Annotated in this window: 11 protein-coding genes; 9 read left to right on the plus strand and 2 right to left on the minus strand. The window is 64.8% G+C overall.

All coding sequences use genetic code 11. The features are described from left to right. Window positions 1-71: 71 nt before the first annotated feature. The 7 genes from AC3WMA_RS05630 (at window position 72) to AC3WMA_RS05660 (ending at window position 7618) form a co-directional block, all read left to right on the plus strand. Window positions 72-938 (plus strand): DMT family transporter, encoded by an 867-nt coding sequence (locus AC3WMA_RS05630; protein WP_492284388.1) that lies wholly within the window; start codon window positions 72-74, stop codon window positions 936-938. Between the two features lie 60 nt (window positions 939-998). Further along, entirely contained in the window at window positions 999-1262 is a 264-nt protein-coding gene (locus AC3WMA_RS05635) for a DksA/TraR family C4-type zinc finger protein (RefSeq protein ID WP_492284389.1), read from the plus strand. A gap of 307 nt (window positions 1263-1569) precedes the next feature. Next, window positions 1570-2931 (plus strand): tyrosine-type recombinase/integrase, encoded by a 1362-nt coding sequence (locus AC3WMA_RS05640; RefSeq protein WP_492284390.1) that lies wholly within the window; start codon window positions 1570-1572, stop codon window positions 2929-2931. Further along, on the plus strand, window positions 2928-3710 hold the full coding sequence (locus AC3WMA_RS05645; protein WP_492284391.1) for a hypothetical protein: 783 nt from the start codon (window positions 2928-2930) through the stop codon (window positions 3708-3710). The genes AC3WMA_RS05640 and AC3WMA_RS05645 overlap by 4 nt, the downstream gene beginning before the upstream one ends. Window positions 3711-3787: 77 nt before the next feature. Next, on the plus strand, window positions 3788-4201 hold the full coding sequence (locus tag AC3WMA_RS05650; RefSeq protein WP_492284392.1) for a helix-turn-helix transcriptional regulator: 414 nt from the start codon (window positions 3788-3790) through the stop codon (window positions 4199-4201). Between the two features lie 157 nt (window positions 4202-4358). After that, the gene (locus AC3WMA_RS05655; protein ID WP_492284393.1) at window positions 4359-4880 is read left to right on the plus strand and encodes a hypothetical protein; all 522 of its coding nucleotides are present in this window, start codon (window positions 4359-4361) and stop codon (window positions 4878-4880) included. Between the two features lie 38 nt (window positions 4881-4918). After that, on the plus strand, window positions 4919-7618 hold the full coding sequence (locus AC3WMA_RS05660) for a bifunctional DNA primase/polymerase (RefSeq protein ID WP_492284394.1): 2700 nt from the start codon (window positions 4919-4921) through the stop codon (window positions 7616-7618). Between the two features lie 876 nt (window positions 7619-8494). On the opposite strand, the gene AC3WMA_RS05665 is transcribed toward AC3WMA_RS05660, so the two are convergent. Next, a complete protein-coding gene (locus tag AC3WMA_RS05665; RefSeq protein WP_492284395.1) occupies window positions 8495-9712 on the minus strand; it encodes a DNA cytosine methyltransferase in 1218 nt (405 codons plus the stop codon). Beyond that, window positions 9709-10953 (minus strand): hypothetical protein, encoded by a 1245-nt coding sequence (locus tag AC3WMA_RS05670; RefSeq protein WP_492284396.1) that lies wholly within the window; start codon window positions 10951-10953, stop codon window positions 9709-9711. Before AC3WMA_RS05670 ends, AC3WMA_RS05665 begins: the two co-directional genes overlap by 4 nt. Before the next feature lie 137 nt (window positions 10954-11090). Between AC3WMA_RS05670 and AC3WMA_RS05675 the strand changes: the two genes are divergently transcribed. Continuing rightward, window positions 11091-12380, plus strand: coding sequence for a DNA cytosine methyltransferase (locus tag AC3WMA_RS05675; protein WP_492284397.1), 1290 nt, complete (start codon window positions 11091-11093; stop codon window positions 12378-12380). Then, window positions 12377-13933, plus strand: a complete 1557-nt coding sequence (locus AC3WMA_RS05680; protein ID WP_492284398.1) for an ATP-binding protein — start codon at window positions 12377-12379, stop codon at window positions 13931-13933. Before AC3WMA_RS05675 ends, AC3WMA_RS05680 begins: the two co-directional genes overlap by 4 nt. Window position 13934: the final 1 nt, after the last annotated feature.

The raw sequence follows: 13934 nt of genomic DNA on the forward strand, positions 1-13934 counted from the left end.
GCTCTGTCGCTGGCTTCGTCGCGCCCTCACGCCTAGAGCACGGCTTCCCGCGAAAGGGCAGGACAGGTCACATGATGAAGGAATGGGGTGGCAAGGGCTGGGGCAGCGGGCTCATCGGCGTACTGATCTTCAGCGGCTCGCTGCCGGCGACGCGCGTCGCGGTGGCCGGCTTCTCGCCATTGTTCCTGACCGGCGCCCGGGCTGCCATCGCGGCCCTGCTCGGCGCGGCCTGCCTCATGCTGCTGCGCCAGCAATGGCCGCAGAAGGCGGATATCCGCCCGCTCGCGATCGTCGCGCTCGGTGTCGTGCTCGGCTTTCCGCTGCTGACGGCCCTCGCCCTGCAGCATATTCCCTCGGCACGCTCGATCGTCTTCATCGGCCTGTTGCCGCTCGCAACCGCACTGTTCGGCGTGCTGCGCGGTGGCGAGCGGCCGAAGCCGGTGTTCTGGCTGTTCTCAGGAATCGGCAGCGCCACCGTCGTCGGCTTCGCGCTGGCGAACAGCGACAGCGGCTCGTTGACGGGAGACCTGCTGATGGTCGCAGCCGTGCTGCTTTGCGGGCTCGGCTATGCCGAGGGCGCGAGCCTGTCGCGCCGGCTTGGCGGCTGGCAGGTGATTTCCTGGGCGCTCCTACTGTCGCTGCCGGCGATGGCCGCCGTCGCCCTGCTGTTCTGGCCCGCGACCTGGCAGGGCATCGGCACGCCAGCCTGGATCGGGCTTGCTTACGTCTCGATCTTCAGCATGCTCGTCGGCTTCGTGTTCTGGTACCGGGGGCTGGCGATCGGCGGCACGGCGACGGTCGGCCAGCTTCAGCTGCTCCAGCCCTTCTTCGGCCTGATGCTGGCAGGCTGGCTGCTCGGCGAGCCGATCGCCTGGACGATGATCGCGGCGACCGCCGTGGTCGTGCTCTGCGTCGCGGGAGCAAAGCGTTTCGCCTGAGCGGAAACTCTTGGATTCCGCGCGACCCAAGGCCATCTTATCGGCCAGGGAGGTTGCGTCATGGCGAGCGGATGGGCTCCGGACGGAGCGGTTCAGGACCAGATCGACGGCTCGATCACGGACGCGGTCCGGCTCGCGCGCTCGCGACTACCGAGCGGGCCGGGCGAGATCCATTGTCAGGAATGCGGCGAGGAGATCCCCGAAGCGCGGCGCCTCGCCATGCCAGGCGCCCGGCTCTGCGTCGCCTGCCAATCCGGGCAGGACCGTTCGGCGGCACAATCCGGCTACAACCGGCGCGGCAGCAAGGACAGCCAGCTGAAATGAGCCTTGCGCGCTGAAACGCGCTCGCACTGTGCCGACGGGTTTCGACGATCGGCAGCGATGGTCCTGACGCGCAGCGATGTCGGGGAAGGATCGTGGTGCCGCTTGAGGGATTCGAACCCCCGACCCCCTCATTACGAAAGTGCGGCTCTTATAATTCGGTAGCGGCTTTATCCTCTCTGGCGCACACCCATAAGATACCGAAATTTCTTGCCTTCTTAGGCTATCAACCCCATTATCGGCAACAATATATCCCGCCACAGCCCTGACCAACCGTGTCCTGAGCGTGTCCTGAAAATTGGAGCCGATGGTGGCCGACAAAATCCGTTTCACGCCCTCCCGCCTTGCGACCTTGCAGCCGCCGGCGGCCGGCGAACGCTCATGGACCGATACCGTCGTGCCACTCCTGTCCGTGCGCGCTCAGGCCGGCAGCCCGCCCAAGTTCTGCGTTCGCTATCGGTTCGGCGGCAGCGCCCCCCGGCGCATCGTTCTGGGCGACGTGCGTGCGCTCCGTTTGGATGACGCCCGCAAGCTGGCACAGGACATTGCGACCAAGCTCGCGGCCGGCATAGACCCTCGCGCCGAGGCCCAGACGAAGAGCGGGGAGAGTGGATCGTCGCTGACGCTGGCCGAGTTGATCGACCAGCACGAAGTCTTCCAGAAGGCCCGCAGCATCGTTTCCGCCGCAGAGGCAGCCCGGTCCCTGCGCCGGGAGCTGGCACCTCTCCTGCCCCGTGACCCCGCGACGCTGACGCGCCGGGATTTCGTGGCGCAAATGGCCCCGATGCTGGTCACGCGGCAGGGCTCATACAAGACGCTGCAAGCCCGTCTGCATGGCGTGCTCGGCTGGGCCTGCAATGAAGGCCATATCCCGGCGAACGTCATGGCCGGCTACCGCGCGCCGCGCCAGTCCAAGGCGCAGATCGTGGCCGAGGGCGGACGCCACGAAAAAGGGACCATGCTCGACATGGCCGAAATCGCGGCCGTCTGGAAAGCCTGCGACGACCGGGACGCGGTGACCGAGAATTTCGGCGCCTATGTGCGACTGCTGATCCTGACGGGCTGCCGGCGCAAGGAAATGGTCGAGGCCTGCTGGTCATGGCTGCGCCCGGCGCGCGAGGACATGCCGCCCCTGCTTATGATCCCCCCAGCGCAAACCAAGAATGGCCGGGAGCACGCCGTGGTGCTGCCGCCGCTGGCGCAGACTGTCATCGCCTCACTGCGCCGCCTGCCCGGAACGCCGCTGATGCTGCCGGGGCGTCATGTCATCGAACTGGGCCGGGGGAAGGGTGCGCCCTCCCCGGCCCCGCGCATGACCGGCTGGTCCAAGACATGGCCGCGCCTGCTCAAGGCGGCGAAGGCGCATGGCCTGACGCGCCATGTGACCCTGCACGATTTGCGCCGCACCTTCCGCTCGCATCTCGGCCGGCTCGGCGTCAGCACCGAAATCGCCGAACTGATGCTGAACCACACGCCCGCCAACGTGCTGGTCGCGACCTATGACAAGCACGCCTATCTCGACAAGCGGGCAGAGGCTGCCGCCCTCTGGTGTGATGCCGTGTCGGCAGCGCTCGACAAGCCGGCCCCAGCGGCGGGAGCCGGCGTGATCCAGCTCCGCCGGGGCGAAGGCAAGCGCCCCCGGCGGGCTCCGGCCAAGGCGGCGCAGGCATGAGCGAGGAACCAGCCCCGCGCCCCGACGACAGCGACCGGATGCGCTCCCTCTCTCTCACAGCGGACTCGCTCCCCGGTGACGCCGAAGCGGCATCCAGACGGATACCGAAGCAGCTTGCGGCAGTCCTCGCGCAGACGATTGCGGACGCGCTCGACGCCGCAGGCGCAGCCGCCATCCGCCAAGAGCCGAGCATTCCCGCCAATGCCAGCCTGAGCGACAGGCAGGTCGTCGACCAGCTATGGGCCGTCAACGACCCGGCCGAGCGCGCGCGTTGCGCCCGCTTGGCCACCATCGGCTATCTGCGCGCCCTCGCGCGTCTCGGCCTCATCTCTGGCCGGTTCTCGGACTATGCGGTGTTCGGGCTGGAAGCTCTGAATGCCGGCGGCGCTGAGGGTTTTGGCAAGCCCACGCCGCAGAGCAAGCGCACGCGCCGGGCTGCTCACAGGGATGACCAGCTCTCGCTCTATGTCGCCTCGGCTGTGGCCTATCTGCGCGCCCGGCATCGCGCCAGCATCAGCATGACAATCGGCTGGCTGCGAGGGGATGCTTCCTGCCCGCCAGGCACCGCATGGCAGCCGCGCACGACCGGCTTCCTCCCCGAAGCGCGGACGTGCTTCCGGCTGAACGACCGAGGCCGGCAGAACCCGACGCATCGCAACCGGATTGCAGAAGCAGCATGGGCGGGGAGAAGCGAACGGTTCGGCCGTGGCACAATGCCGGATGTCATCACGGGATTGCAGGCGCTGGCCGCATTTCTCGCGCAGTACCGTGTCAAATAGGGGCCTCTATTTGTCACGGACAGCAACGGCAAAACCCGCTCTGATCCTAGGCATCGCAAGGAGAGCGGAGCCGATCAATGCCTCAGGAAAGCACTACCGAGCATGTAACCGCACAGATTGCGGCCCTGCTTCAAGGCGCTGTGGCGGAGGCCGAGCGCAGCGGGCGCATGATGGCCGAACGCAAGGCCGAAGCCGAGCGCGAGGCGCAGGCCGCGAACACGGAAGCGCTGGCTGAGCTGACGCGTGGATGCACTCCCGCAGTGGTGAAGGCCGCTGGCGACAGCCTCCTGCTGTCCACGCACGATGCTGCCGCCTTCCTGCGCCAGGCCCCGCGCACGCTGACAAACTGGCGACAGCTCGGAATGGGGCCGCGCTATGTGAAGCAGGGGCCGCGCCGGGTCAGCTATCGGCTGGCCGACCTGAAAGCCTATGTGACCGAGCGCGTCACCGACCCCGCCGCGCAGCGGCTTCGTCGCCAATCCCCCGCCTGAAAAGAGAAGCCGCCGGCCCCTCGGAACGGGACCAGCGGCGTGACAGATATAGGCATGTGACTTGAGCCGCATTGTAGCGGCCCCGCCCCCGGCTGTCACGCTCTGCTCAGACCGCCCGAAGGCCTGCGGCATCCTTCAATCCAAAGGATGCCCGCCCATGAACGCAGATCACATCAAGGGTATTGCGACTCAGGTAGCCGCCCGTGCGGATTTGCTGATTCTGTTCAACGCTCCGCCTCCCGGATGCGTCACGATGCTCCTGTCGTGCGCGGCCACGGGGGACATACTCTGTTTCGGCAACTGGCGTGCCGAAAACCTCCGCAATGGCGCACGGGCGCTGGCGGCACGCCATCGTGCGCCGCTGCCGCCCGCACTGCCCCTGCCAAAGGCGATACGGCTGATGCAACGGGCAGCGGACCGCGCACGCGACACGGCGGGCAGGCTCGACGCGGCGGACCGGCTCGAAGCCCTGTTTCGCAAGGCGCTGGTAGCGAGCATGGCGAAAGACCCCAGCTTCATGCCGGAGCCCTCCACCGACGAAACCATGTGCGGGCTCCTCGCCTTCGCGCCATGGGATCGGTCGCCGATCTTCATGAGCAAGACGATGCGTCGGATGTCGCTGGCCGAAAGCGGCTGGCGCGTCTCGGATGAGACCGCCGCGCCCGCCACCCAGCACTAAGAGCCCCGGCCATGAACAAGACCGTCAAGCAGGCGCTGGTGCGCGCCTTGGGCAAGCGCGCGCTGGTCCAGACCACCAACATGCTGGCGCAGCTCGCCGCCAAGGGCTTCGGCGACGCGCTGACGCCGATCCAGCGGTTGAAGCGCAATCCCGGCTCCGACCCGGCGGCGTATGCCCTGCACGATGACCGGACTTGGCCTGGTGATCCGAAGAGCGGCAAGGGGCCGATCCTGCCGGGCTGGGCCACACATGTCGTCAACGCCGAGGACATCGCCCAATACGACCGGGACGGCAACGGCGCGGGCATCGTCTGCCGGGCGGACCCGGCGGACGGCAAGGCCGTCGTCGGGCTCGATTGCGACATACCGCATCGGGAAGGCAGCACATTGGTGCTGGGCGCCATGCGCGACGCGCTGCGGGCGCTGGGCCGTACGCACTATTTCCTCCGCCGTCGCGGCGGTGATCCGTGGCTATCCCCGGTGCTCATCAGCGACGGTGCGCCGGACTACGAACGGCGCTTCACCAAGGACGGCTATTCGCTAGAGCTGATCGGGGCCGGGCGTCAGTTCGTCGCGCTCGGACCGCATGCCTGCGGCGGCTGGCGCTATTGGTCGCGGTTCGACCTGATCGATGGAAAATGGGTTGAAACCCCGCTGGACGAAATGCCGGCACGCCATGAGCTACCGGACCTGACCAAGGCGCAGGCGGGACAGGTCTATATCGCCATGGCCCGCGCCTGCGGGGCCAAATACGCATCGACGGCTGCCGCGCGGAAGGACATCAAGATCGCGGGCTGGCACCGGGGTGCCCCTTCCCTCCATGCCGATGGCGGCGGAAGCGGCCAGATCGCCGCACACCCGTTGCCAGCCGCGCAACAGAAGACTCTCGCCGCACCCAGCCTGAATGCCGTGCGCCTGATCCTCGCGGCGCTGCCGAACCAAACGGACGCACGTGACCCGTGGATCGGAGAAATGATCGTCATCATCGGCGCGCTGCGCGGTGCTTCCGAGGCCGATGCCCGCGAACTCTCGCTCGACTGGTGCGGCAAGCTCTTCCGCAGCGACCCCGCCGAGGATGAACGGGTGTTCGAGGACCTCTGGTCGCAGCGCGAGCGCATCACGGTCGGATATCCCGACCTGCTGAACATGGTGAAGCCGGCGCTGGGCGGGCATCAGGGCTTACGCGCCCTCGGGCTGACGCAGGAGGAGACGCTGCTCCGCAACGTGTTCGGCACCGAGCCGGACAAACCTGTCGTGCGCTTCCGGGCCGGGACATTGAACGACACCATCGCCGAAATCTGCGACGCGCTGGTGGCGGTCGGAGCGCCGATCTACGCGCAAGGCGGGCGTTTGGTCAGCCCGCGTGCGGCGGGCAAGACCGGGGAAATCCAGCTTGTCGAGGTGACTGCGGACTGGATGCGCCTGCTGGTGGCCGAGCATGTCGTCATCGTCAAGAAGCGGGACAGGGAGGAAGAATGGCGGCCCGTGTCGCTGACGCTGGACACGGCTCGGCTCTTGCTAACGCCGGTCGCGCAGGATCGCTTCGCGCCGATCCGGGGCTTGCTGGAATGGCCGAGCCTGCGCCCTGACAGCTCGCTGCTGGGCAAGCCCGGCTATGACGCGCAGACGGGCTACTTCCTGACGCGCGCCGTGCCGGGTGTCACTGTGCCCGATGCACCCTCCCCGGCGGAGGCCTCGGCCGCGCTGGCGCTCGTGCGCGGGCTGCTGGCGGAGTTCCCGTTCACCAGCCCCGAGGGCGAGAGCGTCGCGCTTGCCGCGATGCTGCATCTCGCCGCGCGTCCGCTGATGAATGTCGTGCCGGCGACGGTACTGGTCTCGCCCTCGCCCCGCACGGGCAAGAGCTACCTGACGCGTCTCATCTGCGCCGTGGCGCTGGGCCGAGAAGTCGCCAGCATCGCCGCCCACAAAGACGCGGCCGAGAACGATAAGGCGCTGACGGGCCTGCTGCTGGCCGGAACGTCCATCGTCAATTTCGACAATGCCGATGGCCGGATGTCCTCGCCGCTCATGGCGCAGGCCATCGAAAATCCCGCTGTTTCCCTGCGGGCGCTGATGACCAGCAAGGTGGTGCACATCCAGAATACATGGACCGTCTTCATCAATGGCAACAATATAGCTGTGTCCGGCGACCTGCCGGCCCGCTGCCTGTATGTCGAGTTGGACGCGCAGCAAGAGCACCCGGAGCACCGCCTGTTCAAGGGCAACCCGCTTTCGGATGTTCTGGCCAATCAGGGCAAGTATCTGTCCGCGCTCCTAACCATAGTGCGCTGGGGGATGCACCCCGCCGCCGCCCGCCCGGCACTCACTCCGCTAGCGTCCTTCGGGCAGTGGTCGCGGCTAGCGCGCGAGCCGCTGGTCATGCTCGGCCTGCCCGATCCCTGCGCGACGCAGGCACACTTGCGCGCGAACAGCGATGATCTTGGCGGCGCGGATGCCGAGCTGTTCGCCATTTTTGCGGATGTGACGAAGGGCAAGGGGCACAGCTTCGCGGAGCTGAGGACCGTCTGCCTGATGGGAATGTCCATGGACCAGAGCGAAACGGTGCTCGCCAGCCTCGCGGACCCGAAGCGCCCCAGCGAGGTCGGCCGCAATGCGACAGCCTACTGGCTGCGCAAGAACAATGGCCGGATACGCGGCGGCATCCAACTCATCGGCAACACGCCTTCGAGCAAGAGCAAGCCCGCGCTATGGCGCTTCGCGCCGCCAGATGTCGTATAGATGCACCTCCCCCGGCGGTGGCGGAGGAGTCTTTCACCTCCCGCCGGAGGCGCGGAAGCCTCGAAAAGCTGTCGTACCTTGTAACATTGGGGCGATGCCAAAAAGCAATCGCCCCATGCGAAGACCCCGATGGCTACGGGGATTTCGCATTTTTGGGGAACTAGGGCGATGCAGAAACTTCCAGCTCTAGGCTTTTACACATGTGCATGTGCGTATTTGCGCCTCTCTCTTCAAAAAACTCCTTAGGGATAGAGAAGTATCGCCCCATTGCCCCAAGAATTGCCGAAGGCGCTGTAACTGTTGATGTTCGGCGTGGGGCGATACCTGGAAAACCATGCCCCTATCATGCCCCTATCACATCCTATCCCCCCAAGCCGCAGCAATGGATCGGGGGGTGCATCGATAGACAATGCTAGACCGAGCCCCCCCCGCTCTGGGCGCTCAGATTTTGCGCGCTTCGCGCGTTCGAAGCTGACTAACGAACTTGAGGAGACCTCGGCCCTATGGTGAGAAGCTTTTTGACGTTGCCTGTCCGAACAGCCGCCTTGGCCAATGGCTTCGGATCAGGGAACGACAAATCGAGGCGCAGCCGACGAAAATTAGCGAGCCCGCGCTTGGCGACGGCCGGCTAAGTCCACAACGCTTAGCTTTCCTTCGCATGCGCCGCATAGAAGCGGCTATTTCGCCCTCGAACGAAACAAGTGGGCTGAGCCAATCGAATTCAAACGCGTGCCAAGCTTGGCCGGCCTGGCCCGGATGACGATGAAAGTGGCCTTGCTTCAAACTCTGGCAAGGCCAGGTTGCAGACAGTTTGGCGCTGCGCAAGACAATCGTTTCGTGAAGAATTCACGGTCCTTCGCGCACCGAAGGAGCATCTCACGCGGCTGCAACCAGCTTTCGCGTTAAGGCCCTGGCGCCTTGCCCCTTCCCTGGGTGAGCCGCATGATCGCCCTTGAGACTCAGGTATTTACTCGGGACCGGCGTCGGCACAGGAGGCATTACCGGCGCGGAGTGGGCGCGGGGGATGGCCAGAGCGAGTGGTTCGCCAGCGGCCTGGCCCAGCAGTTGCTGGGCGATTTCGCGCGCCAGAACCTCAGCAAGCAACGAAGGCACGGCGTTGCCCAGCTGTCGCTGGGCGTCCGCTAAAGAGCCTGTGACATGGACGTTGTCGGGGAAGGTCTGCAGGCGCGCCATCTCGCGCATCGTCAGACGGCGGCTCTCCCAGTGGAACGGCCCAGTCGCGGGACCTGGCTGCGCCTGGATCGTCCAAGCTGGCTGATCGGGCGCGAGTTTGAGCAGGAACGACCAGTAGCGGCGACGCCAGCCAAACAGCGGCTCGCCACTGCCGCGATCGGTGTGCCACAGGTAATTCATGCCAGGCGGGATGGTCGGGAGCAGATCGGCCCATTTGCCCTTAGGGCGCGACTCGAGGCTGACAGTAGCGGGCAGGTCGTGCAGGGCGTCCCAGGCTGTACGATGAGCTGTCTCGCCCTGAGCCTTATCGTGGTGCGTTGGTGCAGGAAATTGAAAGTTGGCGCCATCACGCGCACCAATCACGAACACCCGGCGGCGTTGCTGCGGAACCCCATAGTCAGCGGCGTTCAGGACCCCGATCGCTGCGCGGTAGCGAACGCGGTGGGTCGTATTAAGCGCGCTGAGCCGCTCTTGGATCAGCTTCAGCCCTTCATCTTTACCTTTGAACCCGAGCCCTTCCACGTTCTCGAGCAGGAAAGCGCGGGGTTGAGCCTCGGCGAGCACTCTCATGTAACCTTCCAGCGTGCTGGCACGGGGGTCGCCAAGGCGCTTGGCATCACCTGTGGCCCAGAAACCGGACTTGGAAAATGGTTGGCAAGGTGGCCCGCCGATGAGGACGTCAGCCTGACCCGGCTTGAGACCGGCTACCTCGAGCAGTTCATCGGTCGGGACATCCGCCAAATCGCGCTCGATGATCGGCCAGTTGCGGTTGCTGCGCAGGGTCTCGCAGCAGCGCTTGTCGATCTCGAGCGCCACGGCAGTGCGAAAGCCTGCGGCCTCGAACCCATAGTCGAGGCCGCCGGCCCCGGTGAACAGGCTTATCGCTGTAAGCTTGCTCATATGGTCACGCCCCTCGCCGCATAGGCCCTACGGAAGATTTCTTGGGGCGCGCTTGCCCAGCCATCATCGACCCTAACATTGCTCGTGATTCGTCCCGTGCAAATCTTATGCGGCGGGAGGTCCGCGGGCAGCGAATAGCGGAAGTCCCAGCGCTCTGTCACGCCATGCAGGCAGGCAGCGACTATGTCGAAATCCCCTGACTGGTAGTAGCGCGAGCATGGGTCGCCTTTTGCTGCGCGTGTGCGCTGGAAGTCGATGCGGGCGTGCCCGGCCTTGTCCGGTGTGCGTCCGACATTCTTGCACTCGATGAGCAGCGGCGGCCCGCCGCGCCAGGAAACCCGAAGATCTGGCGCGCCCTCGATGTCCAGACGCTCAGCCTCGACGTCCGGAGTCGAAGCCAGCAGGCTGCGCAGATGTTCCTCGGCGACCCAGCCACGGACCGCCATCTTCAGACGTCGAGCTCCTGAGATTAGGTCAAGGATCTCATCAGGGGTGAGCTCAAACTGCTGGACGAGCGGGTGGGCTGCGGCTTCGCGAACGAGACCTACATCGGCGAGCTTTGGCGTAGCGGAAGTCGGAAGCGAAGCCATGTGGCGCGCCGCGATTTCATAGCGATCGCCCGGATTGGCACCACGCACGGCGCGCTCAAAGCGGACCAAGTCTAGAAAGTGTTCGCGCCGAGCCCCCACCAGGGTTTCGATCCGGTGGCTATGGCTCGTCGCGCGTCTCTTGGAGCGCTCCCAAGGATACCAGCCGCGCGCAAGGATGGCCTCGGCGTGCTCGTCCTTGAACTCCACCCTGATGAAGAACTTTGTGGGGCTGTGGAGAATCGTATCGGCAGCGACACAGAAGCCGTTCTCAGGGTCGATGCCGATCAGGAGGGTCGTGAACATCCCCATCGGATCCTGCCACAGTTCGTGCAGGTTATCGTGGAAGTAGCTGGCCTTGCTTCCGTACTTGATTTGGAACGTGCGCTCGTCCGGCGGTCGATTGGTCGTTAACGTCCGGGTCGCTAGAAAAGCGTAGGCGACGACGCCCATGCGCTCGCCGCTGGCAGTCTCGAAGGTGATCACGAACGGCATCTGATCGGGGGGCGAGCGGTGAAGCACTCGGCACCCTGCTTCGGCAAGCGCTCCCAGCATGAAATCCGCCAGCGGCTTTCGCTTGGTGGCACTCACGGAATAGGTACGAAGCCCAGGAATCATGCTGCGGATGCTCGCAATTTTGATTGGATTCGCCAACCCTTGCGGTGGATCCGACCGGGGCGGCTTCCGCTACGCTGACGAAGGCGCTTACCACTTCGTCGCGCCATCGCTGGTGTGAGTGCCAGGGACTGTTATTGTTGAGCTGCCCGCGGGGGGAGAATCAGCTGTCCAGATTGCGCTTCATTGACTTGTTTGCCGGCCTAGGCGGCTTTCATGTGGCATTGCAGCGCCTCGGGCATCGATGCGTGCTTGCCGCTGAGATCGACCCTGAACTCCGCGCTCTCTATAGCCGCAATTTCGCGGTGCCGACCGAAGGCGACGTGCGCGAACTCGATGCCGGGCAACTCCCGGAATTCGACGTACTGTGCGCCGGTTTTCCTTGCCAGCCATTCTCGAAGGCTGGGCCGCAGAAGGGACTGGCGTGCGAGAAGAATGGGGACCTTGCGCCTTTGATTGTGCGCTGGCTCCAGGCTCGTCGGCCAAGCTACTTCATCCTCGAAAATGTGCCGAACTTGCTCCGCCACGACGAGGGGCGCACATGGCGATGGCTGAACCGCGAACTGCGCCATGCAGGCTATGCGGTGGACGCCAAGGTGCTTTCCGCCCACGAACTTGGCGTACCGCAAGTGCGCGAGCGACTGTTCATTGTGGGCGCACGGGACGGACTGGGCCATTTCCGTTGGCCGGAGGGCAGCGGCAACGAGCCGGATTTGCGAGCGTTTCTTGACCGCGAGCCGGGAGAGGCTACGCGGATAAGCCCGAAGGTTTGCGAGGCCCTTGAAGTCTGGCAAGACTTCCTAAACGCTTATCCAAAGGACCGGCGCAAGCCTTGGTTCCCCGTTTGGACCGCTGAATTTGGCGCGACCTACCCGTTCACGATCACCGCGCCACTCGCCTTGCCGCTCAGTACGCTTCGAGATTACCGAGGCGCATTCGGCCAGAGCCTCGATCTAGACACTCTAGAAGGTGCGACCGAGCGATTGCCTACCTATGCCCGGTCAGCCAAGCCCTTCCCAGACTGGAAGATCCGGTTCCTGCAACTGAATCGCGATCTCTACGATCAGAACCGCAGTTGGATTGATCCTTGGCTGCCGCGGCTGCAGGCTTTTGACCACAGCTTTCAAAAATTCGAATGGAATTTCGATGGTCATCGCTCGGTGTGGGACACTGTTGTGCAATTGCGCGGGTCTGGAATTCGCGCCAAGTCGGCCGACAGCGCCCCAACCCTCGTGGCGGCGTCCTCCTCGCAGGTGCCGATCATCGCATGGGAGCGGCGCTATATGACCGTTCGTGAACGGGCGCGCCTGCAAGACCTAGGGGGTCTAAAGGAACTGCCACGCGGGAGCGGCGCCGCAACACGCGCCTTGGGCAATGCGGTAAACGCGCGGGTGGCGGAGCGGGTGGCGGAAAGCCTGCTTGGTTCAGCGCTTGTGACCCGAGCAATGGCGGGCGTTTCACGATGAATGTCATTAGCCGCGTGAACATTCGCCCGGGCGTAAGCATTCTTTCGGTCCTGCCGCACCTCAACTATAAGCCCTGGTACGCGCTCGCTGAATTTGTCGACAATGCGATTCAAAGCTACTTGGCCAATCGAAAAGCGCTTCGCACGCTGGAAGGCTCGAGGTTCCCGCTTTCGGTCGACATCGATATCGACACCGCAGCGCAGCGTATCACGATCCGGGATAACGCGGGCGGCATCGAGCCTCATGCATTCCCGCGGGCATTCCGGCCTGCTGAGGCACCGCCAGACGCCACGGGCCTCTCCGAATTCGGAATGGGCATGAAGAGCGCAGCTGCTTGGTTTGCGCCGAAGTGGATGGTGCGCACCTCTGCGCTTGGGGAGGCGGTTGAGCGTACCGTCCGCTTTGATATCGATCGCATCGTGCGCGACACGATCGAGGAGTTAGACGTCGAGGTTCGGGCGATGAATTCCGAACTGCACTACACCGAGATCGTTCTAGATCAGGTCCGCAAGATGCCGCAGACCAAGACGGTCACAAAGATCCGCGACCACCTTTCTAGCATTTACCGGTGCTTCACCCGCCGCGGCGACCTCGAATTGCGCCTGAACGGCGAACTGCTGCTTTATGAAGAGCCTGAGGTGCTCACAGCGCCCTATTGGAAGCACAAAGGCGACGCAGCCCGCGCTTGGCGCAAGGAGATCTGCATCGAACTGTCTGCTGGCCGACGGGCGGAGGGTTTCGTCGCCATTCGCGCCCGAGGTTCGACAGGCCGCGCCGGTCTGGCTCTGATGCGTCGCGACCGGCTGATTGAAGGCAGCGCCGACGAGACTTACCGACCTTCCGAGATATTCGGCGCAACCAATTCCTTTGCCTTTCAGCGCATCTTCGGTGAGATCAACCTGATCGGCTTCAAGGTGAGCCATACAAAGGATGGCATTCGCTGGGACGAAGCTGAGGACGAGTTCGTCGCCAAGCTTCGGGCGGAGCTCTCCGCGCCGGCCATGCCGATCCTCGACCAGGCTCACAATTGGCGCTCCACCGACAGCGCGCGCGCCAGCCGACCGGCGGCGGAGAAAGCGCTAGCACAGTTGCAAGTCGACGTTGCGCCAAAGGCGCTGAGTGCCGGAGTTGAGAAGGTGCAGGCTGCGGTTGCCGCCGCGCCGCAGACCGAGGCGCCGCAGAAAACGATGCGGGCGAAGGAAGCGGACGTCTCGCACCGTTTCTCGCTTGATGTCGGCGGGGCGCGCTGGGAAGTCGACCTTGCCCTGGACTACAAGGATCCGAGTTGCGACTGGATCCGTATCAGCGACCAGGCCACGCAGGCGGGCGGGGGCGTGCGTAAGCTCGGCGTGCGGCTCGCGATGCTGCATCCCTTTACCCAGCGCTACTTCAGCGGCTGTGACGAGGTCCAGATCCAGGGCCTCGCGCGCCTAGCCATCGCACTGGTGCTCTCCGAGACACTCGCCCGCGATGGCGGTGCAAGGATGGCAGGGTTGGTGCGCACATCCTTGAATGAGTTGCTCCGGCTGAGCCTCGCTGGGGAGGGGGTCTAAG

The organism is Allobosea sp. FW305-C-101 (genome assembly GCF_058783685.1).

What these genes read in the sequence shown, in the direction of transcription:
- AC3WMA_RS05630 (WP_492284388.1), top strand. Translation starts at nt 72, where the DNA reads ATGATGAAGGAATGGGGTGGCAAGGGCTGGGGCAGCGGGCTCATCGGC.
- AC3WMA_RS05635 (WP_492284389.1), top strand. Translation starts at nt 999, where the DNA reads ATGGCGAGCGGATGGGCTCCGGACGGAGCGGTTCAGGACCAGATCGAC.
- AC3WMA_RS05645 (WP_492284391.1), top strand. Translation starts at nt 2,928, where the DNA reads ATGAGCGAGGAACCAGCCCCGCGCCCCGACGACAGCGACCGGATGCGC.
- AC3WMA_RS05650 (WP_492284392.1), top strand. Translation starts at nt 3,788, where the DNA reads ATGCCTCAGGAAAGCACTACCGAGCATGTAACCGCACAGATTGCGGCC.
- AC3WMA_RS05655 (WP_492284393.1), top strand. Translation starts at nt 4,359, where the DNA reads ATGAACGCAGATCACATCAAGGGTATTGCGACTCAGGTAGCCGCCCGT.
- AC3WMA_RS05665 (WP_492284395.1), bottom strand. Translation starts at nt 9,712, where the DNA reads ATGAGCAAGCTTACAGCGATAAGCCTGTTCACCGGGGCCGGCGGCCTC.
- AC3WMA_RS05680 (WP_492284398.1), top strand. Translation starts at nt 12,377, where the DNA reads ATGAATGTCATTAGCCGCGTGAACATTCGCCCGGGCGTAAGCATTCTT.